This window comes from Enterobacter cloacae complex sp. HYC003_NIDB, assembly GCF_056673375.1.
Genome location: NZ_CP114220.1, coordinates 1,230,133 through 1,254,510, shown reverse-complemented (window position 1 = coordinate 1,254,510; position 24,378 = coordinate 1,230,133). Strand labels below are relative to the sequence as shown.

The following is a 24,378-nucleotide window of genomic DNA, read 5'->3' as shown; positions in this document are numbered from 1 at the left end:
ACATCATCGCATTACTGGCGACTGTCATTTGCCTGGCGCAACAGCGTGCGGCTTTCACTCTGGAATCGCGTGGCGTAATCACCGAACCAGTGCTCCACTTTACGGAAACTGTCGATAAAGGCTTGTTTATCGCCGTGTTCCAGCAAGGTGATCGCTTCGCCAAAACGCTGATAATAGCGCTTGATCAGCGCCAGATTATTTTCAGACGACATGATGATGTCGGCGTAAAGCTGCGGATCCTGGGCAAACAGTCGCCCGACCATCGCCAGCTCCAGACGATAGATTGGCGAGGAAAGCGCCAGCAATTGTTCAAGCTGAACGTTCTCTTCCGCCAGGTGCAGCCCATAGGCGAAGGTAGCAAAGTGGCGCAGCGCCTGAATAAACGCCATGTTCTGGTCATGCTCTACCGCGCTAATGCGGTGCAAACGTGCTCCCCAGACCTGGATCTGTTCCAGGAACCACTGGTAGGCTTCCGGCTGCCGTCCGTCACAGTAAACCACTACCTGCTTCGCCAGGCTTCCGCTGTCCGGGCCAAACATCGGGTGTAACCCAAGCACGGGGCCAGTGTGCGCCGCTAGCATTGCCTGTAACGGACCATTTTTAACGGAGGCCAGGTCCACCAGTATGCAATCTTCCGGCAGCGGAGGAAGTTTCGCGATTATTTGCTCCGTCACATGGATCGGCACGCTGACGATAACCATTCCGGCGTCTTTCATCAGCTCCGGCGCGTGCGACCAGTCCTCTTTCTCCAGAATACGCACCTGATAGCCAGAAAGCGTCAGCATTTTCTCAAACAGACGCCCCATCTGCCCGCCACCACCGACGATAACCACCGGGCGCAGCGACGGACAGAGGGTTTTGAAGCCCTTGTCGTTTTCGCTGGAATAGGACTCGCGCATCACGCGACGCAGGACGTCCTCAATCAAATCAGGTGATACGCCCAGGGCCTGCGCCTCTTTACGGCGGGAGGCGAGCATAGAGGCCTCGCGCTCCGGAACGTAAATCGGCAGTCCGTATTTACTTTTAACCTCGCCGACCTCAGCAACCAGTGCCATGCGGCGCGCCAGAAGATCCAGCAACGCCTTATCCACTTCATCAATTTGATCGCGTAATGCGGTCAATTCAGCAACCATAACTACCCTCTTATGCCAGACGCGTCGCCAGCTGGCCGTTCAAATCTTTGTGGATCTCACGCAGCAGCGCATCGGTGGTTTCCCAGCTAATGCAGGCATCGGTGACCGAGACGCCGGGCTTCATCGCGCTACGCGGCTGTTCCGATGACTGATTGCCTTCATGAATATTACTTTCAATCATCAGGCCGATAATTGAACGGTTGCCATCTTTAATCTGAGCAATCACAGATTCTGCAACCGCAGGCTGGCGACGGTAATCTTTATTCGAATTACCATGACTGCAATCTACCATCAGCGCCGGACGCAGTCCCGCCTGTTCCATCTCTTTTTCACACTGCGCGACATCCGCCGGGCTGTAGTTTGGCGCTTTACCACCGCGCAGGATCACATGCCCGTCCGGGTTGCCCTGCGTTTGCAGCAGGCATACCTGGCCCGCCTGGTTGATCCCGACAAAACGATGGGGCATGGCGGCGGCGCGCATGGCGTTAATCGCCGTCGCCAGGCTGCCGTCGGTACCGTTTTTAAAACCAACCGGCATAGACAGGCCAGACGCCATCTCGCGGTGGGTTTGTGACTCGGTGGTGCGCGCCCCAATCGCAGACCAGCTAAACAGATCGCCGAGGTACTGCGGGCTGTTCGGATCCAGCGCTTCGGTTGCCAGCGGCAGCCCCATGCTGACCAGCTCTACCAGCAGGCGACGCGCAATCTTCAGGCCGGCTTCCACATCAAACGAGCCATCCATGTGCGGATCGTTGATCAACCCTTTCCAGCCAACGGTCGTACGTGGCTTCTCAAAATAGACGCGCATCACCAGATAGAGGCTATCGCTGACCTCCTCCGCTAATGCTTTAAATCGACGAGCGTACTCAATGGCGGTTTCAGGATCGTGAATAGAGCAAGGACCACATACCACCAGCAGGCGCGGATCGCGGCCAGCGATAATGTCAGAAATGGTCTGGCGCGAGTGCTCAATCTGAGCTTCCTGCGCGACGCTCAGCGGGAATTCCGCCTTCAGTTGATCCGGGGTGATTAACACCTGTTCGTCAGTGATATGTACGTTGTTCAGCGCGTCTTTTTGCATGATTGCGATCCTGTCAAACTCGTTTGCGATAATGGTTTTCCTCGAAGAGGTGACACAACGATATCACATTAAGTAAAGATTTCAATCCAAAATACGTACACATTACTTTACATTAGCCCTTTAATTGCAAAAATCATGGCCTAAAATCGTAAAGTTAAAATTACACACGCACACCTGTAACCAAGCTATGCTCACAAAAAGGAGAATAGCCATGCGTTCAATTGCTTTTATGTTGTTGTCGCTTATTTTGTCGGGTTGCCAGATCAATCCTTATACTTTTCAGCCTGACTGGACCAGCCCGGACTGGTTCACGGCCGGTAAAGAAGACGCTATGAATGGTGTTCCGGTTAAAGATAACCAGGCTCTGGCCGATAGTTTTAATGACCCTCAGGTTGATCGAGCGGAATATCTTCGTGGCTACGCTAACGGACAGAAAAAAATATGCGAAGAGGGCTTTATTCACGCCTGGGGATTAGCGGGCAAATCATTTCCTGCCAGCTGCGATGCAACTGAAAATGCAGTAAAACTGCATGAATCCTGGCAACAAGGAGTGGATGAAAGTATGCGTTCCAGCAGGCTTAATTGAGCCTGCCTTAATTCCTCTGAATATAGCTCACTGTAAGATTTAGCTTAGGTCAAAACAGGGATATTTCTGACATAATGACGGCTTTGATAAACAATGGTATTCTGCCGACAATTCTTAAGGACATCTATTTCCGGGGCGGTTTGGCGGATTCTGATGAGAAATGCAATCTTGATCGCTTTGCTCCGACTCCCCCTGGTGCTAATACTGTTCATTTTAGTAGCCCCTGCAACGGCAGGCTCGTTCACGGAAACGGATAAATCAGTACGTTCGATTGTTTCTGGCATTGTGAGCTACACCCGATGGCCAGCACTGTCCGGCCAGCCTAAGCTCTGTATTTATGCCTCTTCCCATTACAGACAGGCGCTCAGCAGTGAAGATGAACACAACCCGTTGCCCTATAGTCCTGTCATTGTGCATAGCGATCGGGAAGCACTCGCAGCAAGGTGTGATGCCCTCTATTTCGGGAGCGAGTCGCCGGCAAAACAACAGGAAATAATAAATCAATATCAGGGCCAGGCGTTGCTATTAATGTCAGAACAAAATCCTGAATGCGTTATTGGCAGCGCATTTTGTCTGATAATAGAGCACAACCTCGTCAGGTTTTCCGTAAATCTGGATGCGCTGGCGCGCAGTGGCGTAAGAGTCAATCCGGATGTATTAATGCTCGCACGGAATAAGAAGCATGAATAAGGAAGTCGCACCAACACCGCGTCCGACGTTTAAAAGAACGTTGCGACGAATCAGCATGATAAGCGTCATTATAACGATGACGTTTATATGGTTGCTGCTGTGTTTCGCTTCCGTGGTGACATTAAAGCAATACGCGCAAAAAAACCTCGAACTTACCGGCGCCACCATGAGCCACAGCCTTGAAGCCTCTCTGGTGTTCAACGATGCCGTGGCGGCAAATGAAACGCTGGCGACCCTCGGCAAGCAGGGGCAGTTCGCCGTGGCGGAAGTGCTTAACGCACATCATAAACGGTTTGCCTGGTGGTCATGGAACCCGGCGGATAATACCGACACGCTGGGCGCGCTGGTCAACCGGTGGTTGTTCCCTGTTCCTGTCGCACAGCCCATCATACATAACGGCAATGTGATTGGCGAAATTCGTCTGACCGCGCGAGACAGCCTGATTAGCCACTTTATCTGGCTCTCATTTGCGGTCCTCACCGGCTGCATTCTTTTTGCCTCTGCCGTCGCATTGACCATCACTCGCTCGCTACATCATGGCATGGTTGTTGAAATGCAAAACATCACTGACGTTGTGCATGACGTTCGCACTAACCGCAACTTCTCTCGCCGGGTAACGGAAGGCCGCATTGAAGAGTTCCACCAGTTTGGTGAAGACTTCAACAGCCTGCTGGATGAAATGGAAGAGTGGCAGCTCAAGCTACAGGCGAAAAACGCTCAACTGTTGCGTACCGCCATGCACGATCCGCTCACGGGGCTTGCAAACCGCGCCGCGTTTCGCAACAACATTGCGGCATTAATGAACGACGCTTCAGCAAAAACCAATTCTGCCCTGCTCTTCCTGGACGGTGATAACTTTAAGGTTATCAATGACACCTGGGGTCATGCCGCGGGTGACTGCGTACTGATCGAAGCCGCCAAAAGGATGGTCGAGTTTGGCGAAAAACGTCATCAGTCTTACCGTCTTGGCGGCGATGAATTTGCCATGATCCTTTACGGCGTCCACACCGCACGTGAGGTCGAATTTATTTGCGCTGCTCTGTCGCAGCAATTTATCCGTCCGTTTGATCTGCATAACGGGCACACAGCATCAATGTCCCTCAGCATTGGCTTTGCTCTGGCGTGGGAAAATGCCCCCGTTGAAGCATTACTGGAGCAAGCCGATCGCAATATGTATCTGGTCAAAAACCAGCGTTCGAAAACAATATCCTGAAAGGAAGACGATATGTTAAAGCGATACTTTGCGCCGTTAATACTGGCATCACTGGTAATGTCCGGATGCCAGTCATCCCCTGAAGGGAAATTCACGCCAGAGCAAATTGCGGCCATGAAATCCTACGGCTTTAACGAACTGAATGGCGACTGGTCTCTGGGCCTGTCGGATAAGATCCTGTTTGATAAAAATGACGCCAGGCTGCGCCCGGAAAGTGAAACGCAGATCCAGACTATGGCCTCACGCCTGGCGGCAACCGGTCTGAACCACGCCAGGATGGATGGCCATACGGATAACTATGGCGAAGAGAGCTACAACGAAGCGCTTTCGTTAAAACGTGCCAATGTTGTGGCGGATGCCTGGGCGAAGGGCGCGAATATCCCGCGCAGCAATCTCACTACGCGGGGCTTAGGCAAAAAATACCCTATCAGCAGCAACCGCACTGCGCAGGGGCGAGCTGAAAACCGCCGGGTTGCGGTAGTCATCAGCACGCCTTAAGGCTATTTAACGGCTGTTCCGGCGAGCGACACGCCTGAACCTGCTCGCCAGCGCAGCCAGTCAATCACAATAAAGACCGCCAGACTGACGCCCATTACCGGCAACGCCAGCCCCAGCAGGAGGCTTATCAGGAACGTCATTCCCCTTCCCCACAGCGGCAATGCCAGCCAGCTTTGGCAGAGCGTCTGTACCGGATTCGCGGCTGACGTTGCAGGGCGACGCATCCACCACATCCGGTATCCCCAGATAATTAACACACACAGCGCAACGCCAAACGCGATGAGCAGCAGCTGATTTGCCAGACCAAACAGGATCCCCATATGGAAATCCACGCCCCAGCGGGTGAGTTTAGCCATCAGCGGGAAATCCCCGAAGAGAGTGCTGTCCAGCACCTTCAGTGAGTGGGGATCCACGGCAACGGCATCAACCTGCGTTGGCCAGCGGCGATCGATTTCCGTCACCGTCCAGGCCTGGTCGACCCTGCTTGCCGGACGGATCTCAACGTTGTTCGCATCAATCCCTGACTGGCGGGCGACCTGCAATACGTTGTCAAAAAGCGACAGTTTGACTGGCATTTCAGGCATCGTCATTCCCCCGTGATGACCACGATGTTCGGCGTGTTCATCCCTCATTTCCGGCGCACCGGAAAGGGTGGTGTTTACCTGCGGCGTCAGCCAGTTCATCTCTGCACGCAGCTTATCGACGTTGCCACCGGCCCATTGTGACCAGGTTAACCCGGTGACTGAGAACAGCAGCATTCCCGCCAGTAACGTCCAGCCTAAGATCACATGCAGGCGGCGACGATTCTGGAAACGATTGTTAATACGGCGCTTCGGTCGGGTGTAGAACCACAGCGCGATCCCGCACAGAGCAGCAACCCACATCCACGAGGCGGCTAACTCGCTATAGAGGCGCCCGATGTTGCCCAGCATCAGCGAGGTATGCAGATAATCGATAGTCTGACGCAGCGGTAAAATCCCGCTGGTGCCGTACACGGTCATATCCCCTCGAATCTCAAGGCTGGTGGGATCAATAAAAATAGCCCGATGCTCGGAGGGACCCAGCGCCGGGTCGGCAAACATCACGCGGGTCGTTTCGCCCTCTTCCAGCCCCGGACGTACAGCATGTAAACGCAGCGCTGAACCCACGGCCTTTTCCGCCACGGCAATTTGTTCAGCAAGAGGCTGCGCCTCACCCACGGCATCCGTGTGGAGTGCATGATGGTACAGCGCCTTTTCAAGCTGCGGCGTGGCGACATACAGCGTTCCGGTCAGCGCTGCGAAGAAGATAAACGGACCGACAAACAGCCCGATATAGAAATGGAGGCGACGCAGCAGGTTTCCCCATGCCGCGCGCGGAGTGCAGGTAGTCATACTTTTCCTTTTTAAGGCAAAAAGTGAGTGATTTTGTTTTAAAGGGAGAAAGCAGACCGACGCGGCGGCGCGCGGGTATCGGGGTAAAGCCAGGGGAAAAAGTGCCAGTGGCTGACCGCCTGACGAGGCGGTTTCACGCGCAGCCGCTGCAACACCACGCTGAGCAGAACGATAAGCGCCAGCATCACGCCCGGCACATGCGCTAACAGCACGCAGTAGCCGCATGCTTCCGCATGGTCAACTGGCATAGAATGCGGCATATCACCATGATGCTCGTCCATCGACATCATGCTCATGTCATGGTGCATACCCGGCATGGCGCTCATGGGATCTTTTTGCAGCGAGACGGAGATCAGCGGCGCCACGACGATCAGCAGGATCGCAAACAGCGCGGTCAATGCCGCTGCGCGTTTCCAGTTACGCTGATGCAGTACGTTATCCACTTACCCTCCACCCAAGAGGCGAACATTGTAAATGATTTATGACGGAAGGGTTAACGCGAGAGGTGCGATGGGATAAAAAAAGGGCCAGCCTTTCGGCCAGCCCTTTCTAACAGGATGTCGCTTAAGCGAATCTTAGTTCAGACGCTCTTTAATACGAGCAGACTTACCAGTACGCTCACGCAGGTAGTACAGTTTAGCTTTACGTACAGCACCACGACGTTTAACAGCAATGCTGTCAACTACCGGAGAGTGAGTCTGGAAGACACGCTCAACGCCTTCGCCGTTGGAAATTTTACGAACAGTGAATGCAGAGTGCAGACCGCGGTTACGAATAGCGATAACCACGCCCTCGAATGCCTGCAGACGTTTTTTGGAACCTTCAACAACCCATACTTTCACTTCCACGGTGTCACCTGGACGGAAGGAAGGTACGTCCTGCTTCATCTGCTCTTGTTCAAGTTGCTTAATAATGTTGCTCATAATTTAATCTCTTATCCTGGGTAAACTGATATTCGGGAGCGTATTACGCATTCCCATCATGTTCATGCTGCTGGTGCGCGTGTTCAGTTTTGAACTCGGCCAGCAACTTTGCTTGCTCTTCAGTCAGAGCCAGGTTTTCCAGAAGTTCAGGTCTTCTAAGCCAGGTTCGGCCCAGCGACTGCTTCAAACGCCAGCGACGTATCTCGGCATGGTTTCCAGACAGTAATACTGCCGGGACTTCCATCCCTTCTAACACTTCAGGACGAGTATAGTGTGGACAGTCCAGCAATCCATCGGCAAACGAATCTTCTGTCGCCGAAGCTTCATGGCCCAGTACACCCGGAATGAACCGGGCAACGGAGTCAATCAGCGTCATTGCTGGTAACTCACCACCGCTGAGAACGTAATCGCCGATAGACCATTCTTCGTCAATCTCGGTTTGAATTACGCGCTCATCTATCCCTTCGTAGCGACCACAGACCAGAATCAGCTTTTGATTCGTCGCCAGTTCGCTCACGCCCGCTTGATCAAGCTTGCGTCCCTGAGGTGACAGATAAATCACCTTCGCGCCTTCACCTGCCGCGGCTTTTGCTGTGTGAATGGCGTCCCGTAAGGGTTGCACCATCATCAACATCCCCGGTCCGCCGCCGTAAGGACGATCGTCCACGGTACGGTGCCGGTCGTGCGTGAAGTCACGAGGACTCCAGCTCTGGATGCTCAGCAGGCCATTCTTTACTGCCCGGCCAGTTACCCCGTAATCGGTAATCGCGCGGAACATTTCAGGAAACAGGCTAATTATGCCAATCCACATAGCGCCGTCTTTTACCGTTTATCCGGAGAATTTAAAAACCAGGATCCCAATCTACTTCAATGGTTTGAGTAGTGAGATCGACTTTCTTGATAACCTGTCCATCGAGGAACGGAACCAACCGCTCCTTGATGCCAAATGCATCTTTCAGGTTTGCCTTAATGACGAGAACGTCATTTGACCCGGTTTCCATCATGTCGATGACTTTCCCCAGGCTGTAGCCTTCAGTGGTCACTACCTGGCAACCCATAAGGTCTTTCCAGTAGTAGTCACCCTCTTCCAGCTGTGGCAACTGCGACGAATCCACGACAATTTCACAATTAGTCAGCGCATTCGCGGCATCACGATCGTCAATGCCTTTCAGCTTGATGATGATGTCCTGATTGTGGTGACGCCAGCTTTCCAGCTCGACCTCTTCCCACTTACCGCCTTTCTGGATAAACCAGGGCTGGTAATTAAAAATGCTATCAGCGTCTTCAGTGGAGGAAAACACTCTGAGCCAACCACGGATACCGTAGCAAGAACCCATTTTTCCCAATACGATCGGTTCAACAGGTGCTTTATTGCTCATCATGACCACCGTGACAGATTAAGCTGCTTTGTTTGCTGCTTTGATCAGCGTAGCAACGCGATCGGAAACAGTAGCGCCCTGGCCAACCCAGTGAGCGATACGATCCAGATCCAGACGGGTTTCTTCTTCTGCGCCAGCGGCCAGTGGGTTGAAGAAACCAACGCGCTCGATGAAGCGACCGTTGCGTGCATTACGGCTGTCAGTCACAACAACCTGGTAGAACGGACGCTTTTTAGCGCCGTGACGAGCTAAACGAATAGTTACCATAACATCCTCTTGTGTGAATAAAACAACCGGGCCCCATCGAGGAACGGAGCCCGGGTGTCATATTAAAAGCCCGAAAATTTTACTCATTTTCGGGCAAAAAGCAATCTCAAAAGCGATTAACGCCCAGGAAAACCGGGAGGCATCATGCCTTTCATGCCGCGCATCATCTTCGCCATGCCGCCTTTCTTCATTTTCTTCATCATGCGCTGCATGTCGTCGAACTGTTTCAGAAGGCGGTTAACGTCCTGCACCTGCATGCCGCAACCGGCTGCGATACGGCGTTTACGGGAACCTTTGATGATTTCTGGCTTCGCGCGCTCTTTCAGCGTCATCGAGTTGATGATGGCCTCCATACGCACCAGCACTTTGTCATCCATCTGGGATTTGACGTTGTCCGGGATCTGGCCCATGCCTGGCAGTTTGCCCATCAGGCTTGCCATGCCGCCCATGTTTTTCATCTGACGCAGCTGCTCAAGGAAGTCGGTCAGATCGAAACCGTCGCCTTTTTTCAGCTTGCTGGCGAGTTTTTCCGCCTGCGCGCGGTCAACCTTGCTTTCAATATCTTCGATCAGCGACAGCACGTCGCCCATGCCGAGGATACGGGAGGCAATACGATCCGGATGGAACGGCTCCAGCGCTTCGGTTTTCTCGCCCACGCCGAGGAACTTGATTGGCTTACCGGTGATATGACGAATAGAGAGCGCCGCACCGCCGCGGGCATCGCCGTCGACTTTGGTCAGCACCACGCCGGTTAACGGCAGGGCTTCGTTAAACGCTTTTGCGGTGTTCGCCGCATCCTGACCGGTCATGGCGTCAACAACAAACAGGGTCTCTACCGGATTGATAGAGGCATGCACCTGCTTGATTTCGTCCATCATCGCTTCGTCAACGTGCAGACGACCGGCGGTATCCACCAGCAGCACGTCGTAGAATTTCAGCTTCGCCTCTTTCAGCGCCGCGTTAACGATATCGACAGGCTTCTGCGCCACGTCGGACGGGAAGAAGTCTACGCCAACCTGCTCGGCCAACGTTTCCAGCTGTTTGATCGCCGCCGGGCGATACACGTCCGCCGACACCACCAGCACCTTTTTCTTGTGCTTTTCGCGCAGGAATTTCCCCAGCTTACCGACGCTGGTAGTTTTACCCGCACCTTGCAGACCCGCCATCAGCACGACGGCCGGCGGCTGAGCCGCCAGGTTTAGCACCTGGTTCTCTTCGCCCATCGCCGAAACCAGCTCGTTACGGACGATTTTGACGAACTCCTGACCCGGAGTCAGGCTCTTGTTCACTTCATGGCCAACCGCTTTCTCTTTCACGCGGTTGATAAAATCACGCACGACCGGCAACGCGACGTCTGCTTCCAGCAGCGCCATGCGCACTTCGCGCAGCGTTTCCTTGATGTTCTCTTCGGTGAGGCGTCCACGGCCGCTGATGTTGCGCAGCGTGCGCGACAAACGATCGGTTAAATTATCAAACATTGTCTCTCGCCTGGGGTAGAAACGTTAGGTCGCCTGGGCGACACATACACAGAATTTTGCCGGAGTATAACATGAAGGCGCCTTTGTTGTTATGCAACGGTTGGAGCAGGCGTCACGTAACGTTATACTGCTTCTCTTTCTTATTAAGACAACTGTCGACGCCTATATGCCTGTTTTCGCACTGATCGCCCTTGTTGCCTACTCTGTCAGCCTCGCGCTGATCATTCCTGGCCTGCTGCAAAAAAACAGCGGCTGGCGGCGCATGGCTATTCTTTCGGCAGTGATCGCACTGATTAGCCATGCGTTTGCGCTGGAATCACGCATCATTCCCGGCGACGGCAGCGTGCAAAATCTGAGCGTACTGAACGTCGGCTCGCTGGTCAGCCTGATGATCTGTACGGTCATGACCATTGTCGCGTCTAAAAACCGTGGCTGGCTGCTGCTGCCGATAGTCTACGCCTTTGCGCTGATCAACCTGGCGTTAGCCACGTTCATGCCCAATGAGTTTATTACTCACCTGGAAGCCACGCCGGGGATGCTGGTGCATATTGGCCTGTCGCTGTTCTCCTACGCGACGCTGATCATCGCCGCCCTTTACGCCATGCAACTCGCCTGGATTGACTACCAGCTGAAAAATAAAAAGCTGGCGTTTAACCACGAAATGCCGCCGCTGATGGTGATTGAGCGTAAGATGTTCCACATCACCCAGGTCGGTGTGGTTCTGCTGACGCTGACGCTGTGCACGGGCTTGTTTTATATGAAGAACCTGTTCAGCGTGGAGAATATCGATAAAGCGGTCCTCTCCATCATCGCGTGGTTTGTCTATATTGTCCTGTTATGGGGCCATTATCATGAAGGCTGGCGCGGTCGTCGCGTGGTCTGGTTCAACGTAGCGGGTGCGGGCATTCTCACGCTTGCCTATTTTGGTAGCCGCTTCATACAGCAATTTGCTGGCTAAGTAACAAAAGGAGTTCCCCCTGGAACACATCTCTACCACCACGCTGATCGTCATTCTGGTCATCATGGTGGTCATCTCCGCTTATTTCTCTGGCTCTGAAACCGGCATGATGACGCTGAACCGCTACCGGTTACGCCATCGCGCCAAGCAGGGTAACCGTGCCGCGCGTCGTGTCGAAAAGCTTCTGCGTAAGCCGGACCGGCTGATTAGCCTGGTGCTTATCGGTAACAACCTGGTCAATATTCTCGCCTCTGCACTGGGCACCATCGTCGGGATGCGTCTGTACGGCAACGCAGGCGTGGCGATTGCCACAGGTGTGCTCACGTTTGTGGTGCTGGTGTTTGCGGAAGTGCTGCCCAAAACCATCGCCGCGCTTTACCCGGAAAAAGTCGCCTACCCGAGCAGCTTCCTGTTAGCACCGCTGCTTATTCTGATGATGCCGCTGGTCTGGCTGCTGAATATGGTGACACGGGTGCTGATGCGCATGGTGGGTATAAAGGCAGACGTCACCATTAGTAGCGCGCTCAGCAAAGACGAACTGCGTACCATCGTGAATGAATCCCGCTCGCAGATCTCCCGCCGCAATCAGGACATGCTCCTGTCGGTGCTGGATCTGGAAAAGGTCAGCGTTGACGACATCATGGTGCCGCGCAATGAAATCGTCGGGATTGATATCAACGACGACTGGAAGGCCATTGTCCGCCAGCTGACACACTCCCCGCACGGGCGTATCGTCCTCTATCGCGATTCCCTCGACGATGCCATCAGCATGCTGCGCGTGCGCGAGGCCTATCGTCTGATGACTGAGAAAAACGAGTTCACCAAAGAGGTAATGCTGCGCGCCGCCGACGAAATTTACTACGTGCCGGAAGGCACCCCACTCAGCACGCAACTGGTGAAGTTCCAGCGAAACAAGAAGAAAGTCGGCCTGGTGGTGGATGAATACGGCGACATACAGGGGCTGGTGACGGTCGAAGATATTCTGGAAGAGATTGTTGGGGACTTTACCACGTCGATGTCGCCTTCCCTTGCGGAAGAAGTCACCCCGCAAAACGACGGGTCAGTGCTTATCGACGGCAGCGCCAACATTCGTGAAATCAATAAAGCGTTCAACTGGCATTTGCCGGAAGACGAAGCGCGGACGATGAACGGTATGATCCTGGAAGCGCTGGAAGAGATCCCGGCGGCAGGCACGCGCGTGCGTATTGAACAGTATGATATTGATATTCTGGACGTTCAGGACAACATGATTAAGCAGGTGAAGGTCCTGCCCGTTAAACCTTTACGCGAAAGTATCGCCGAGTAATGTTGTAGGCCGGGTAAGGCGAAGCCGCCACCCGGCACTACGGGTCGGCAAATTACGCTTTCGCTTTCGCCACGGTCACCATCGCAGCGCGAATAGTACGACCGTTCAGGGTATACCCTTTCTGCATCACGCCCAGCACGTTACCCGCGGCAACGTCTTCGGATTCCACCATCGCAATGGCCTGGTGAACGTTTGGATCCAGCGGTACATCCGTATCGGCAATCACTTCAACACCGAACTTACGCACCACATCCAGCATGGATTTCAGCGTCAGCTCAATGCCTTCAATCATCGCCGCGTTATCCGGGTTAGCTTTATCCGCCACTTCCAGCGCGCGATCCAGGCTGTCGATCACCGGAAGCAGTTCGTTGACGAATTTCTCCAGCGCAAATTTGTGCGCCTTTTCAACGTCCAGCTCGGTACGACGGCGCAGGTTTTCCATTTCCGCTTTGATACGCAGTACGCCATCGCGTTCGCGATTCTGCGCTTCTACCAACTGAGCTTCCAGGTTGGCAATTTTTTCATCGCGCGGGTCCACCTGCTCAGCAGACGTGTCTGGCTCTACTGCCTCAACTTCATCGTGCTGTTCCGTGATAATTTCTTCAGGGGCTTGCCCCTCAGGCGTTTTCTGTTCTTTACTACTCATGAATTTCTCCGCGTTTTTCTGCATTCATCTCGCTAACTTCGCTTATTATGGGGATCAGTTTCCTGGATTCAAGGGAACAAGGCAGATTGTCATCATTCATCAGGCACAAGGACCTCCAGAAAATGAATAATCATTTCAGGTGTATTGGGATCGTCGGCCATCCGCGTCACCCTACCGCATTGACGACACATGAAATGTTGTATCGCTGGCTGTGTGGTAAAGGCTATGAAGTGATGGTCGAGCAGCAGATCGCCCAGGAGTTGCAGCTTAAAAGCGTCAGAACCGGCACGCTGGCGGAAATTGGCCAGCAGGCGGATCTCGCCGTGGTGGTCGGTGGCGACGGCAATATGCTGGGCGCGGCGCGAACGCTGGCTCGCTATGATATTAAGGTTATTGGTATTAACCGTGGCAATCTCGGTTTCCTGACCGACCTCGACCCGGACAATGCGCAGCAGCAGCTGGCGGACGTGCTGGAAGGCCACTATATCAGTGAAAAACGGTTTTTACTGGAAGCCCAGGTGTGTCAGCAAGACTGCCAGAAGCGCATCAGCACCGCCATTAACGAGGTGGTTCTCCATCCCGGTAAAGTGGCGCACATGATCGAGTTCGAAGTCTATATCGACGAAATATTCGCTTTCTCGCAGCGTTCTGACGGGCTGATTATTTCAACCCCGACGGGGTCAACTGCCTACTCGCTTTCAGCCGGAGGCCCAATCCTGACGCCATCGCTGGATGCCATTACCCTTGTGCCGATGTTCCCGCATACGCTCTCGGCGCGTCCGCTGGTGATCAACGGCGACAGCACCATCCGCCTGCGTTTTTCCCATCGCCGTAACGACCTGGAGATCAGCTGCGACAGTCAGATTGCGCTCCCCATTCAGGAAGGTGAAGATGTCCTCATTCGCCGCTGCGATTACCATCTGAACCTGATTCACCCGAAAGATTACAGCTATTTCAACACATTAAGCTCCAAGCTCGGCTGGTCAAAAAAATTGTTCTGATTTTGCATCCAGCACTTTACTGTATATAAAACCAGTTTATACTGTATACAAACACAGTTATGGTTTTTCATACAGGAAAACAATTATGCTGGCACAACTGACCATCAGCAACTTTGCCATTGTTCGTGAGCTTGAGATCGACTTCCATAGCGGAATGACGGCGATTACCGGAGAAACCGGTGCAGGTAAATCCATTGCCATTGATGCCCTCGGCTTGTGCCTCGGCGGTCGTGCTGAGGGGGATATGGTGCGCACAGGCGCCGCCCGTGCCGATCTCTGCGCCCGCTTCTCGTTGAAAGACACACCTGCCGCCCTGCGCTGGCTGGAAGCGAACCAGCTCGAAGACGGACGTGAGTGTTTACTTCGCCGCGTCATCAGCAGCGATGGCCGCTCCCGCGGTTTTATCAATGGTACAGCGGTTCCCCTTTCCCAGCTTCGCGAGCTGGGCCAGCTGCTCATCCAGATCCATGGTCAGCATGCGCACCAGCAGTTAATCAAACCCGAACAACAGAAAGCCCTGCTTGATGGCTACGCAGGTGAGTACGCGCTTACTCAACTCATGGCGGAGCACTATCGTCAGTGGCATCAAAGCTGCCGCGAACTTGCGCAGCATCAGCAGCAAAGCCAGGAGCGTACCGCGCGCGCCGAGCTGCTGGAATATCAGCTGAAAGAGCTGAACGAATTTAACCCGCAGGCGGGTGAATTTGAGCAAATCGACGAAGAGTACAAGCGTCTGGCCAACAGCGGTCAGCTGCTTTCCACCAGCCAGACTGCCCTTAACATGCTGGCGGATGGCGAAGACGTGAATTTGCAGAGCCAGCTGTATAACGTGCGTCAGCTTGTGACCGAACTGACCGGCATGGACAATAAGCTTTCTGGCGTACTGGAAATGCTGGAAGAGGCCGCGATTCAGATTTCAGAAGCCGGGGATGAGCTGCGCCACTATTGTGAACGTCTGGATCTCGACCCGAACCGTCTGTTCGAACTTGAGCAACGCATCTCCCGTCAGATTTCACTGGCGCGTAAGCATCACGTAACCCCGGAAGAGCTGCCGAATTACTATCAGTCTCTGCTGGAGGAACAGCAGCAGCTGGACGATCAGGCCGATTCCCTTGAAACCTTGTCTCTGGCGGTCAATCTGCATCATCAGCAGGCGCTGGAAACGGCGAAACGGCTGCATGACGTGCGGCAACACTATGCGCTGGAGCTTAGCCAGCACATTACCGACAGTATGCATACGCTGGCGATGCCGCATGGGGTGTTCACCATAGATGTTCGCTTTGAAGAGAATCACCTGACGGCGGAAGGCGCAGATCGCGTAGAATTCCGCGTCACCACCAACCCGGGCCAGCCTTTGCAGGCGATTTCGAAAGTGGCTTCCGGCGGTGAACTGTCGCGTATCGCCCTGGCCATTCAGGTGATTACCGCCCGTAAAATGGAAACCCCGGCGTTGATTTTCGATGAAGTGGATGTGGGTATCAGCGGCCCGACCGCGGCCGTTGTCGGCAAACTGCTGCGTCAGTTAGGTGAATCGACGCAGGTCATGTGTGTGACTCACCTGCCGCAGGTCGCCGGTTGTGGTCATCACCACTTTATCGTCAGCAAGGAAACCGATGGCGAAATGACGGAAACGCACATGAAGCCGCTGGATAAACGCTCACGCTTGCAGGAGCTGGCACGCCTGCTCGGCGGCAGTGAAGTCACCCGCAATACGCTTGCGAATGCGAAAGAACTGCTGGCGGCATAAACTTTTTCGGGATCTCAGGGTCATACAGAACAACAAAAACGCCGCCAGACCGGTTTCAAAGTGGGGCAAGGTCTATTATCATCGGCATATTACATATGAGCCGCGTACTGCTCGGGCCCGAAAAGGAATCAAATCACTATGCGCTGTAAAACGCTGACCGCTGCCGCAGCGGTTCTTCTGATGTTGACCGCAGGCTGTTCCACTCTGGAGAAAGTGGTTTACCGTCCTGACATCAACCAGGGGAACTACCTTACCCCCAACGATGTGTCCAAAATCCGCGTGGGTATGACACAACAGCAGGTCGCTTATGCCCTGGGAACCCCGATGATGTCCGATCCGTTCGGCACAAACACCTGGTTCTATGTATTCCGCCAGCAGCCTGGTCATGAAGATGTGACCCAGCAAACCCTGACGCTGACCTTCAGCAGTGCCGGCGTGCTGACCAACATCGACAACAAGCCTGCCCTGACCAAATAATCAGGCGTCAGCAACGCAAAAAGGTGCTCATTGAGCACCTTTTTTGTATCTGAATTCTTACGCAGAATCGTAGCCCCGGTAAGCGAAGCGCCACCGGGGGAGAAAGCGCTACTTACCCGATTTCTCCGCTCGCTGACGGCGCAGCTCTTTCGGATCAGCAATCAGCGGGCGATAAATCTCAACCCGATCGCCATCCTTCAGCGCATCAGCAAGCTTAACCGGACGGCTATAAATGCCGACTTTATTCTTCGCCAGGTCAATATCACGGCGAAGTTCAAGGATGCCGGAGGCCCGGATAGCCGCCTCAACGGTGACGCCCTCTTCAAGCGTCACGCGCTGCAAATACTGCTTCTCCGGCAGCGCATACACCACCTCAACAGCAATCTTATGCGACACTGTAAACCTCTTTGGCGCGCGTGGTGAACGCCTGAACCATATTCGAGGCCAGCTCTTTAAAGATACGGCCAAACGCTAGTTCGATCAGCTTATTGGTAAATTCAAAATCCAGATGAAACTCAATGCGGCAGGCGTCAGCGCTCAGCGGCGTAAACTTCCACCCCCCCATCAGTTTTTTAAACGGACCATCCACCAGATGCATCAAAATACTCTGATTGCTCGTCAGGGTATTGCGCGTGGTGAACGTTTTGCTGATCCCCGCTTTGGAGACATCCACGGCCGCAGTCATCTGCGTCGGGCCGGATTCCAGCACCCGGCTACCGGTGCATCCCGGAATAAATTCCGGATAGGACTGAACGTCGTTCACTAACTGATACATTTGTTCCGCGCTGTAGGGAACAAGCGCGGTACGGCTAATCTGAGGCATAGCATTTTCCATGGTCACACAACAGACAAATAATAACATTTATCACCTGTTAAAAAAACGCTAAGCCTTATCTCGTGCTAAGATAGCGCGTTAGACCTCACAAGACGCAATGAGGTGACTTTTTAAAATCAGATTACCGACGGCTTTACGACACTTATGACGAAGAAAAAAGCACATAAACCTGGTTCGGCGACCATTGCGCTTAACAAGCGTGCTCGCCACGAGTATTTCATCGAAGAAGAATTCGAGGCCGGCCTTGCGTTGCAGGGCTGGGAAGTAAAATCGCTGCGTGCCGGGAAAGCCAATATCGGCGACAGCTACGTGATCCTGAAAGACGGTGAGGCCTTCCTGTTCGGCGCGAACTTTACGCCGCTGACCGTCGCCTCTTCACATTACGTCTGCGATCCTACCCGCACCCGTAAGCTGCTGCTGAACAAGCGCGAACTGGAATCCCTCTACGGACGCATCAACCGCGAAGGCTTCACCGTGGTGGCGCTCTCTTTGTACTGGAAAAACGCCTGGTGCAAAGTGAAAATCGGCGTGGCGAAAGGTAAGAAACAGCACGACAAACGTACTGACCTGAAAGCACGCGAGTGGCAGCTCGACAAAGCACGTATCATGAAAAACGCAGGACGTTGATTCTGCGCACTTATTGTACTATTCAATAAGTTAGCGTTTCGGGCTGGTGTCGAGGAAGTAAAATCTGGTATACTGAGTTCAACACTATTGGGGCTGATTCTGGATTCGACGGGATTTGCGAAACCCAAGGTGCATGCCGAGGGGCGGTTTGCCTCGTTAAAAGCCGCAAAAAAATAGTCGCAAACGACGAAAACTACGCTTTAGCAGCTTAATAACCTGCTAAGAGCCCTCTCTCCCTAGCTTCCGCTCTTAAGACGGGGATCAAAGAGAGGTCAAACCCAAAAGAGATCGCGTGGAAACCCTGCCTGGGGTTGAAGCGTTAAAACTAATCAGGCTAGTTCGTCAGTGGCGTGTTTGTCCGCAGCTGGCGTGCGAATGTAAAGACAAACTAAGCATGTAGTACCGAGGATGTAGAAATTTCGGACGCGGGTTCAACTCCCGCCAGCTCCACCAAAATGTTCCATCGGTGATTACCAGAGTCATCCGATGAAGTCCTGAAAGCCCGCACGGCGCAAGCCCTGCGGGCTTTTTTGTGTCTGGCGTTGTCCGAGAACATCCGGTTAAATCCAGAGAAAATAGGTACACGTTTAGGTACACGCTATACTGTGGTCCATTAAACGTGTACCAATTATGGAAGGGATCCAGACATGGCGCGCATTACACGCCCCCTCACTAACAACGAAATCCTCAAAGCAAAACCCCGCGAAAAAGACTTCACCCTGCATGATGGTGATGGCCTGTTCTTACTCGTAAAAACCTCCGGCAAAAAACTCTGGCGCTTCCGTTATCAACGACCGGGAAGCAGCAGCCGCACAAATTTGAGTCTCGGCTCATACCCTGCCTTTACACTCGCAGCAGCTCGTCAGATACGCGACCAGCACTTAACCATGCTCGCGCTAGATATGGATCCACAACAGCAACAAGAGCATGCATCAGAAAAGCGTCAGATAGAGCTGGATAGCATTTTCTCAACTGTGGCCACCAACTGGTTCAAAATGAAGAGCAAAAGCGTCACCGAAGACTATGCAAAAGATATTTGGCGATCTTTAGACAAGGACGTTTTCCCTGCAATAGGCACGATACCTGTTCAGGAGATTAAGGCCAGAACAATTGTTGAAGCATTAGAGCCAATCAAAGCGCGTGGTGCTCTGGAGACTGTTCGTCGTCTGGTACAGCGTATTAATGAGATTATGATTTACGCGGTAAATACCGGCTTGATTGACGCAAACCCAACCTCAGGAGTTGGAATGGCTTTTGAGAGGCCTAAAAAGCAAAATATGCCTACGCTTAGACCAGAAGAATTACCAAGTCTGATGCGTTCTTTGGTTATGTCAAATCTGTCTGTTCCTACTCGCTGTCTAATTGAGTGGCAACTCCTAACCCTTGTACGCCCTTCTGAAGCCTCCGGTACCAGGTGGGAAGAGATCGATCTCGACTCAAAACTCTGGACAATCCCCGCCGAAAGGATGAAAGCGAAGCGTGAACATTTAATTCCTCTATCTCCTCAGGCGCTTTATATTCTTGAGATCATGGCACCCATCAGTAAGCACCGTGATCATGTTTTTCCAAGTAGAAATGACCCTAAGAAAGCTATGAATAGCCAGACGGCTAATGCTGCACTAAAAAGAGTTGGCTGGAATGGGAAGCTAGTTGCTCATGGCTTACGCTCGATAGCTAGCACGACGCTTAATGAAGAAGGATTTAATCCAGACGTCATTGAAGCAGCACTAGCTCATTCTGATAAGAATGAGGTACGAAGAGCATACAACCGCTCTGTCTATTTGCAACAAAGAGTAGAGCTGATGCTGTGGTGGGGGAATTTTGTAGAAAATAAAAGGGGTTGAAGCAACCTCATCCCTTAGTGTGTGCATTTCTGCTCTTGAGCGTCATAAGGTAGGCCAGGTTACATGCAACTTACCTACCGTAATCAGCCCTAGTATATCGAAAAATCGTGTAGGGCATATTGGTTGCTTCAACAACAAATTAGCAATTCAATAGGCTTTTTTCAATTGTTTTTTTTCTAAGAAATTCAAAAGATCGACATTACTCCAGTCCACAAACCAAGGATTCGCTACAGAATAACTGATAAAACTATCTATTTTTTCATTGTTAGGAGTAGCTTCTTGCAATTCTTTTAAAGTTGATTTCAACCATATTTTTTTCCATTTTAAATCAATATAAGGGCAAGACATAACATCCAAAAAGAGCATTGCCTTTTCACTATAATCCAAAATACTATCACTTGACATTAACTTGGAGTTAATAATATCAATAATTTTATTTTTAAGTGTATTATAAACTTTCTTATCCTTTACGATATATAGACAGGACACTATATCAAAATAAGAATCAACTTCACTAAAAATGTTCTCAATCAACTGTTTTGATAAATATCGTTCTTGATCTAGCTCACCTATAACATACATAATATTATATGCCTCAAGACTAATTAGATTATCTATGGCTACTTTGCTAGTATTAGCAGATTTAAGAAAGTCTTCAATTTCAAAATAAACATATGATGCTATAAGCTCACTGTATGATGGTACTTTAGCCTTAAAATATCTGAGAGCCACGATAAGTATTGAAGCCAATTTATATGATGAACTAACAGACGGAGCAACTCTGAAAAAGAACAATGAAATATGGAGCAAAACATACATTGCATTGTATATATCTTTATCTTCGACTTGATTAACTGAAGAAGTTAATCTTTTAATTCTTTCAAAAATCGCCGACACAATATAAGAAGCAACCTCACCATATCCCGCATTATTTTCAGCACATATTATTTTCACCTCATCTATAAATTTGTTAGCTAACTTCCTATTGTTATATATTGGCTTTGCGATTAATTTCATTTCATCATCATAACCAAGAAAAGATTCAATAAATAAATTCATTCTTTGATTGACGTGATGTATAATTTGCGTTTTTGCTGTGATAAAAGGTCGAGTGTTTTTTGTTACTTTACCCAAATTTATATGCATGTTATATTCATTCAGTTTATCAGTGTAAATCTTATATATAATTTCGGCATTAGTTTCATTTTTAGCAAAAATAAAAACATCATCAACATAACGGCGAATATCATAATCGATACCCTTACGTATCGATGGCTCGATATTATTTAATTTAAACTGAACATTTAAATCTATTTTTTGAAATATAACCTCAGCGAATATTCGACTAATTTCTGGACCGATAATTACACCATGGGTTTCGTTAAAGTTGCAACGTTGCATTAATTTATCAAAAGCATCACCAAAGTTTAATGATTTATTAGCTAACATCCCTTTAATGAAAGTCTTGGTTTTTGCAGCCCAAGAAATTGAATGAGTATAGATACTGTCGAAACATTTTGAAACATCTAATGTATATAGCGTATTATATTTACGCTCAAGGTCAATAAACTCATTAGACATAAAGAACTTATACAGGCGATCATATCCGTGATAGCCAAAATATGAAGAAGCATGCCGAGTTAATAGTTCATTTTTGTCGGTATCAACAGGCCCTCTCTTATATAAATTCTTGTCTTCCAATAAGTTCTTATAATAATATGTACTTGCAACCTTCACCGGTCGCCGAATAGAAAAATCACTACGGGAACAAAAATTGATCATCATTTGATTAAAATGGAGATAAAAATCCCGCATTTCAATCTGAGATATGGGGTGTGGAAAGGCTAAACGTCGAAACTCCGTCTCATTTTTATTAATTTTAAAAACATAGGGAATCGTATACCTACCTTTCTTCTTTTCCCCTAGAATTATTCTTTGAATCAATACCTTAGCAGTATCATTGGCCGTTGTATATTTAACTACATTGTTATAAAAACCATCATTGGACACTATTATAGGCGTTTCATAGGGTATGGTTTCAGTAACTAAAACCCTATTAAAATCTTTTTTATTAACTCTTACTTCCTTTTTTTTAGACATATTTCCAACACCTTTGAATTTTCATCATTTTTGAAGCTGAATAATGAAAAAAATGACGTTTCTCATGGCCTCTAACAAAACTAATCTTAAGTAATCGATATTTTTTGCATTGGTTTAAGTTCGCATGAAAATCAAAGAAAACCTTACCACTAGATGATAATACAGCCTTTCTTAAAAACACATCAAGTTCAGCAAGGCGCTTAGAAGATTTAGCATCAATAAGAGGATAATTAAAATGAATGCCCGACAACCGTTTTAATACTCTATCTGAATCTAAAACACTAAAGTTTGTGGACAGGAATTTTAGTCTTTCACATAGCAACTCAAAATCATTGGTTTTATTAAAATCAACAATCGAATAAATCACTCTACTTTTTACTTTATTAGCCTTTGCATGTGCAAGATCAATTTCAATTACCCTATAGAATCCTCTTATATTGCACTCTTCAATTTTATCTCCCACGCTAAAATCGTACCCTAAATATTCAAAGGATAACAATTTTTTGGAGGGTGCACGGTTTGTTTTTTTGGAAGATTTTGGAATTAAATCGCTAATATAATATTTCTTCCCTTCATTAAAACGCAATCCATTTGGAAGGTTTGATTTTACATTCTCAATAAAAGCATCACTATCTTCGTAACCACTAGTGACAATAACTATATCATCTACATACCTAGCATAATAAAAAACAGAGTGGTTATCTTTCACTTGATTATCGAAATCATACATTAGTAACTCTGCCAAGTATGCACTGATTGACAATCCTCTTGGTATTCCTTGCCCACCATTCAGATAGAATGAATAAAGAAATTCCTTTAGAACCTGCTTTGTTTTAAGCTCTAACCGCTCCAATCCATCTATTTTATTAAATATATAGTTTTTATCGAAAGATTCATAAAATGAAAATATATCCAATCTGTATATTTTATACTGTGAACACTCTGATAAAAAAACCTTTAATGTATCAACAATCTTTGTTCGAGAAGGTAATCTTAATTGATATAGCTTAGATAAATTTTTTTTAATTTTCCTCAAGACCAATACATCAGCTAACTCATCGGCCCAATATACTGTTTTCCCTCTTAAAACGGATGAGCGTAAATTATAACCCAAGAACCCATCCTTATATCTTTCGATAGCCGAGTTAATAGTCTTTTCTCGAACACTGTCTAGACTTAATGCTCTATTTTTATGGAAATCCTCAGGTTTGAAACATCGTGAGAGTGTGCGCGGATTGAAAGACTGATCATACATACAATCGTCCTGACTTAAGTTTATATTATCTTAATATTGCCTCCGTGAAGAATTCCTTTCAAGCCTTTTGGCGCGCAATGCTCTCCCCGCCACGCCTGCCCGCTTAAGGGGGCGCTTTTAATGCAGGCGCATGACCGGCCTCAGAGCGCGCCAGTGCTGGCGCTGGCGGGGAATTCAGTGTCGGTAAAACGCATGCAAAACCATGCACCTATGCATGCATGGCTCTTATAAGTAAAAATGGCGGGATTTTCGGGGATTTTTAAGCGGACTACTGCACGGCCAGTTCTGCACGGCGGCGTGTGTAATTCAGGTTCTGTGCGGGTGTGAATTTTTCACGACTATCATCGCGCGAAGCCGCGTCAGGCCTGAATCCGATGACCGTTAAAATGTCATTATCCTGCGCCGAATAATTTATGTAGCGTCAGTGTGGTCACGTATGTTTCTCCTGATAACTGGCCGTGCTTACGCACCGGCACGGTTAACGGTGGCCGCCGGTGCGGGTGCAGGGATGACCGGCTCTGTTGCCGGTGAACGAATAACCCCGTCGATGGATTCAAGCGTGCGGAACGTGGCCGAGCACTCTATGTTCATGCACTGGTGATAGCGCTGTTTGACGTTATCGGACAGATACCGACTGGTGCGGGAATGCGCGCTGGTTTTGCAGAACGGCCAGTGAAACATGCTTACTCCTCCGCTTTTGTCTCGCCATTTTCAGCCAGCTTTCTGGCAAGCATCATCCTCTTCGCAGGGCTGCGTAACAGCTCCGTATCAACGTCAGTAATCTGCGGCCGGTGCATACCCGTCACGGACAATACCGGCTCCTGATTCATATCGAAGCTGCCCTGACGACTTAGCGCATCGGCAGCTCGTCGATGGCCGCGGACTGCGGCGCGCTCTCCCCCTTCATTTCGAGAGCGCGAATGCGCAGCAGGAAAGCGCGAAAAGCGCGATCGAAAACACC

The 24,378-nt window shown here is 50.2% G+C and carries 26 protein-coding genes, 1 other RNA gene and 2 pseudogenes; 12 read left to right on the top strand and 17 right to left on the bottom strand.

Annotated features, from left to right (window positions below):
• Positions 1-11: 11 nt before the first annotated feature.
• Both tyrA and aroF read right to left on the bottom strand, forming a co-directional pair.
• On the bottom strand, positions 12-1,133 hold the full coding sequence (tyrA, locus tag O1722_RS06015; RefSeq protein ID WP_006811631.1) for a bifunctional chorismate mutase/prephenate dehydrogenase: 1,122 nt from the start codon (positions 1,131-1,133) through the stop codon (positions 12-14).
• Positions 1,134-1,143: 10 nt separating this feature from the next.
• Complete coding sequence (gene aroF / locus O1722_RS06010; RefSeq protein ID WP_006811632.1) at positions 1,144-2,214, bottom strand: 3-deoxy-7-phosphoheptulonate synthase AroF; 1,071 nt, start codon at positions 2,212-2,214, stop codon at positions 1,144-1,146.
• 211 nt (positions 2,215-2,425) lie between these two features.
• Here aroF and O1722_RS06005 point away from each other — a divergent pair, with 211 nt between their 5' ends.
• The 4 genes from O1722_RS06005 (at position 2,426) to O1722_RS05990 (ending at position 5,201) form a co-directional block, all read left to right on the top strand.
• Complete coding sequence (locus O1722_RS06005; RefSeq protein WP_017692860.1) at positions 2,426-2,800, top strand: DUF2799 domain-containing protein; 375 nt, start codon at positions 2,426-2,428, stop codon at positions 2,798-2,800.
• A gap of 153 nt (positions 2,801-2,953) precedes the next feature.
• Positions 2,954-3,490, top strand: coding sequence for a regulatory sequestration protein YfiR (yfiR, locus tag O1722_RS06000; protein ID WP_015571570.1), 537 nt, complete (start codon positions 2,954-2,956; stop codon positions 3,488-3,490).
• Entirely contained in the window at positions 3,483-4,703 is a 1,221-nt protein-coding gene (gene dgcN, locus O1722_RS05995) for a diguanylate cyclase DgcN/YfiN (protein ID WP_100151308.1), read from the top strand. The genes yfiR and dgcN overlap by 8 nt, the downstream gene beginning before the upstream one ends.
• A 12-nt stretch (positions 4,704-4,715) precedes the next feature.
• Positions 4,716-5,201 (top strand): OmpA family protein, encoded by a 486-nt coding sequence (locus O1722_RS05990; protein ID WP_017692858.1) that lies wholly within the window; start codon positions 4,716-4,718, stop codon positions 5,199-5,201.
• A 2-nt stretch (positions 5,202-5,203) separates the two neighbouring features.
• Here O1722_RS05990 and O1722_RS05985 read toward each other — a convergent pair whose 3' ends face one another.
• From O1722_RS05985 to ffh, 7 genes are all read right to left on the bottom strand, one after another.
• Complete coding sequence (locus O1722_RS05985; protein ID WP_033488109.1) at positions 5,204-6,574, bottom strand: PepSY-associated TM helix domain-containing protein; 1,371 nt, start codon at positions 6,572-6,574, stop codon at positions 5,204-5,206.
• 38 nt (positions 6,575-6,612) lie between these two features.
• The gene (locus O1722_RS05980) at positions 6,613-7,017 is read right to left on the bottom strand and encodes a DUF2946 domain-containing protein (RefSeq protein WP_023304265.1); all 405 of its coding nucleotides are present in this window, start codon (positions 7,015-7,017) and stop codon (positions 6,613-6,615) included.
• Between the two features lie 132 nt (positions 7,018-7,149).
• Positions 7,150-7,497: a 50S ribosomal protein L19 gene (gene rplS, locus O1722_RS05975; protein ID WP_002914145.1), complete on the bottom strand. Its 348-nt coding sequence runs from the start codon at positions 7,495-7,497 to the stop codon at positions 7,150-7,152.
• A 43-nt stretch (positions 7,498-7,540) separates the two neighbouring features.
• On the bottom strand, positions 7,541-8,308 hold the full coding sequence (gene trmD, locus O1722_RS05970) for a tRNA (guanosine(37)-N1)-methyltransferase TrmD (protein ID WP_014832949.1): 768 nt from the start codon (positions 8,306-8,308) through the stop codon (positions 7,541-7,543).
• A 31-nt stretch (positions 8,309-8,339) separates the two neighbouring features.
• Positions 8,340-8,879, bottom strand: coding sequence for a ribosome maturation factor RimM (gene rimM, locus O1722_RS05965; protein ID WP_032609925.1), 540 nt, complete (start codon positions 8,877-8,879; stop codon positions 8,340-8,342).
• Positions 8,880-8,894: 15 nt separating this feature from the next.
• The gene (gene rpsP, locus O1722_RS05960) at positions 8,895-9,143 is read right to left on the bottom strand and encodes a 30S ribosomal protein S16 (protein WP_003863133.1); all 249 of its coding nucleotides are present in this window, start codon (positions 9,141-9,143) and stop codon (positions 8,895-8,897) included.
• Between the two features lie 116 nt (positions 9,144-9,259).
• Positions 9,260-10,621 carry a signal recognition particle protein gene (gene ffh, locus O1722_RS05955; protein WP_003863132.1) on the bottom strand — a complete coding sequence of 454 codons (1,362 nt, stop codon included), beginning with the start codon at positions 10,619-10,621 and terminating at the stop codon, positions 9,260-9,262.
• Positions 10,622-10,787: 166 nt separating this feature from the next.
• Between ffh and O1722_RS05950 the strand changes: the two genes are divergently transcribed.
• Both O1722_RS05950 and O1722_RS05945 read left to right on the top strand, forming a co-directional pair.
• Positions 10,788-11,579, top strand: a complete 792-nt coding sequence (locus O1722_RS05950; protein ID WP_014832951.1) for a cytochrome C assembly family protein — start codon at positions 10,788-10,790, stop codon at positions 11,577-11,579.
• Between the two features lie 19 nt (positions 11,580-11,598).
• Positions 11,599-12,885 (top strand): HlyC/CorC family transporter, encoded by a 1,287-nt coding sequence (locus O1722_RS05945; protein WP_026094274.1) that lies wholly within the window; start codon positions 11,599-11,601, stop codon positions 12,883-12,885.
• A gap of 52 nt (positions 12,886-12,937) precedes the next feature.
• On the opposite strand, the gene grpE is transcribed toward O1722_RS05945, so the two are convergent.
• Positions 12,938-13,531 carry a nucleotide exchange factor GrpE gene (gene grpE / locus O1722_RS05940; protein WP_003863126.1) on the bottom strand — a complete coding sequence of 198 codons (594 nt, stop codon included), beginning with the start codon at positions 13,529-13,531 and terminating at the stop codon, positions 12,938-12,940.
• A 122-nt stretch (positions 13,532-13,653) separates the two neighbouring features.
• Here grpE and nadK point away from each other — a divergent pair, with 122 nt between their 5' ends.
• The 3 genes from nadK to bamE all read left to right on the top strand — a co-directional run bounded on the left by nadK (position 13,654) and on the right by bamE (position 16,756).
• Positions 13,654-14,532: an NAD(+) kinase gene (gene nadK, locus O1722_RS05935; protein ID WP_017383004.1), complete on the top strand. Its 879-nt coding sequence runs from the start codon at positions 13,654-13,656 to the stop codon at positions 14,530-14,532.
• 85 nt (positions 14,533-14,617) lie between these two features.
• Entirely contained in the window at positions 14,618-16,279 is a 1,662-nt protein-coding gene (recN, locus tag O1722_RS05930; protein ID WP_015571579.1) for a DNA repair protein RecN, read from the top strand.
• Positions 16,280-16,417: 138 nt separating this feature from the next.
• The gene (bamE, locus tag O1722_RS05925) at positions 16,418-16,756 is read left to right on the top strand and encodes an outer membrane protein assembly factor BamE (protein WP_003863121.1); all 339 of its coding nucleotides are present in this window, start codon (positions 16,418-16,420) and stop codon (positions 16,754-16,756) included.
• Positions 16,757-16,864: 108 nt separating this feature from the next.
• Here bamE and O1722_RS05920 read toward each other — a convergent pair whose 3' ends face one another.
• Positions 16,865-17,152 (bottom strand): RnfH family protein, encoded by a 288-nt coding sequence (locus O1722_RS05920; protein ID WP_033488110.1) that lies wholly within the window; start codon positions 17,150-17,152, stop codon positions 16,865-16,867.
• The gene (locus tag O1722_RS05915) at positions 17,142-17,579 is read right to left on the bottom strand and encodes a type II toxin-antitoxin system RatA family toxin (RefSeq protein WP_003863117.1); all 438 of its coding nucleotides are present in this window, start codon (positions 17,577-17,579) and stop codon (positions 17,142-17,144) included. Before O1722_RS05915 ends, O1722_RS05920 begins: the two co-directional genes overlap by 11 nt.
• A gap of 156 nt (positions 17,580-17,735) precedes the next feature.
• Here O1722_RS05915 and smpB point away from each other — a divergent pair, with 156 nt between their 5' ends.
• The 3 genes from smpB to O1722_RS05900 all read left to right on the top strand — a co-directional run bounded on the left by smpB (position 17,736) and on the right by O1722_RS05900 (position 20,062).
• Entirely contained in the window at positions 17,736-18,218 is a 483-nt protein-coding gene (gene smpB / locus O1722_RS05910; protein ID WP_003863115.1) for an SsrA-binding protein SmpB, read from the top strand.
• A gap of 89 nt (positions 18,219-18,307) precedes the next feature.
• Positions 18,308-18,671, top strand: a transfer-messenger RNA (tmRNA) gene (gene ssrA, locus O1722_RS05905).
• Between the two features lie 194 nt (positions 18,672-18,865).
• Entirely contained in the window at positions 18,866-20,062 is a 1,197-nt protein-coding gene (locus tag O1722_RS05900) for an integrase domain-containing protein (RefSeq protein WP_033487520.1), read from the top strand.
• Between the two features lie 147 nt (positions 20,063-20,209).
• On the opposite strand, the gene drt3b is transcribed toward O1722_RS05900, so the two are convergent.
• The 5 genes and pseudogenes from drt3b to O1722_RS05875 all read right to left on the bottom strand — a co-directional run.
• Positions 20,210-22,162 (bottom strand): antiviral reverse transcriptase Drt3b, encoded by a 1,953-nt coding sequence (gene drt3b / locus O1722_RS05895; RefSeq protein WP_033487521.1) that lies wholly within the window; start codon positions 22,160-22,162, stop codon positions 20,210-20,212.
• On the bottom strand, positions 22,155-23,417 hold the full coding sequence (gene drt3a / locus O1722_RS05890) for an antiviral reverse transcriptase Drt3a (protein WP_033487522.1): 1,263 nt from the start codon (positions 23,415-23,417) through the stop codon (positions 22,155-22,157). The genes drt3b and drt3a overlap by 8 nt, the downstream gene beginning before the upstream one ends.
• Before the next feature lie 268 nt (positions 23,418-23,685).
• Positions 23,686-23,832 (bottom strand): annotated as a pseudogene (locus tag O1722_RS05885) (phage polarity suppression protein); the annotation flags it as partial.
• 47 nt (positions 23,833-23,879) lie between these two features.
• Positions 23,880-24,098 (bottom strand): ogr/Delta-like zinc finger family protein, encoded by a 219-nt coding sequence (locus O1722_RS05880; protein ID WP_033487524.1) that lies wholly within the window; start codon positions 24,096-24,098, stop codon positions 23,880-23,882.
• A 2-nt stretch (positions 24,099-24,100) separates the two neighbouring features.
• Positions 24,101-24,357, bottom strand: a pseudogene (locus O1722_RS05875) (capsid protein); the annotation flags it as partial.
• Between the last annotated feature and the right edge of the window lie 21 nt (positions 24,358-24,378).

What these genes read in the sequence shown, in the direction of transcription:
- tyrA (WP_006811631.1), bottom strand. Translation starts at nt 1,133, where the DNA reads ATGGTTGCTGAATTGACCGCATTACGCGATCAAATTGATGAAGTGGAT.
- aroF (WP_006811632.1), bottom strand. Translation starts at nt 2,214, where the DNA reads ATGCAAAAAGACGCGCTGAACAACGTACATATCACTGACGAACAGGTG.
- O1722_RS06005 (WP_017692860.1), top strand. Translation starts at nt 2,426, where the DNA reads ATGCGTTCAATTGCTTTTATGTTGTTGTCGCTTATTTTGTCGGGTTGC.
- yfiR (WP_015571570.1), top strand. Translation starts at nt 2,954, where the DNA reads ATGAGAAATGCAATCTTGATCGCTTTGCTCCGACTCCCCCTGGTGCTA.
- dgcN (WP_100151308.1), top strand. Translation starts at nt 3,483, where the DNA reads ATGAATAAGGAAGTCGCACCAACACCGCGTCCGACGTTTAAAAGAACG.
- O1722_RS05990 (WP_017692858.1), top strand. Translation starts at nt 4,716, where the DNA reads ATGTTAAAGCGATACTTTGCGCCGTTAATACTGGCATCACTGGTAATG.
- O1722_RS05985 (WP_033488109.1), bottom strand. Translation starts at nt 6,574, where the DNA reads ATGACTACCTGCACTCCGCGCGCGGCATGGGGAAACCTGCTGCGTCGC.
- rplS (WP_002914145.1), bottom strand. Translation starts at nt 7,497, where the DNA reads ATGAGCAACATTATTAAGCAACTTGAACAAGAGCAGATGAAGCAGGAC.
- trmD (WP_014832949.1), bottom strand. Translation starts at nt 8,308, where the DNA reads ATGTGGATTGGCATAATTAGCCTGTTTCCTGAAATGTTCCGCGCGATT.
- rimM (WP_032609925.1), bottom strand. Translation starts at nt 8,879, where the DNA reads ATGATGAGCAATAAAGCACCTGTTGAACCGATCGTATTGGGAAAAATG.
- rpsP (WP_003863133.1), bottom strand. Translation starts at nt 9,143, where the DNA reads ATGGTAACTATTCGTTTAGCTCGTCACGGCGCTAAAAAGCGTCCGTTC.
- ffh (WP_003863132.1), bottom strand. Translation starts at nt 10,621, where the DNA reads ATGTTTGATAATTTAACCGATCGTTTGTCGCGCACGCTGCGCAACATC.
- O1722_RS05950 (WP_014832951.1), top strand. Translation starts at nt 10,788, where the DNA reads ATGCCTGTTTTCGCACTGATCGCCCTTGTTGCCTACTCTGTCAGCCTC.
- grpE (WP_003863126.1), bottom strand. Translation starts at nt 13,531, where the DNA reads ATGAGTAGTAAAGAACAGAAAACGCCTGAGGGGCAAGCCCCTGAAGAA.
- nadK (WP_017383004.1), top strand. Translation starts at nt 13,654, where the DNA reads ATGAATAATCATTTCAGGTGTATTGGGATCGTCGGCCATCCGCGTCAC.
- recN (WP_015571579.1), top strand. Translation starts at nt 14,618, where the DNA reads ATGCTGGCACAACTGACCATCAGCAACTTTGCCATTGTTCGTGAGCTT.
- bamE (WP_003863121.1), top strand. Translation starts at nt 16,418, where the DNA reads ATGCGCTGTAAAACGCTGACCGCTGCCGCAGCGGTTCTTCTGATGTTG.
- O1722_RS05915 (WP_003863117.1), bottom strand. Translation starts at nt 17,579, where the DNA reads ATGCCTCAGATTAGCCGTACCGCGCTTGTTCCCTACAGCGCGGAACAA.
- smpB (WP_003863115.1), top strand. Translation starts at nt 17,736, where the DNA reads ATGACGAAGAAAAAAGCACATAAACCTGGTTCGGCGACCATTGCGCTT.
- O1722_RS05900 (WP_033487520.1), top strand. Translation starts at nt 18,866, where the DNA reads ATGGCGCGCATTACACGCCCCCTCACTAACAACGAAATCCTCAAAGCA.
- drt3b (WP_033487521.1), bottom strand. Translation starts at nt 22,162, where the DNA reads ATGTCTAAAAAAAAGGAAGTAAGAGTTAATAAAAAAGATTTTAATAGG.
- drt3a (WP_033487522.1), bottom strand. Translation starts at nt 23,417, where the DNA reads ATGTATGATCAGTCTTTCAATCCGCGCACACTCTCACGATGTTTCAAA.
- O1722_RS05880 (WP_033487524.1), bottom strand. Translation starts at nt 24,098, where the DNA reads ATGTTTCACTGGCCGTTCTGCAAAACCAGCGCGCATTCCCGCACCAGT.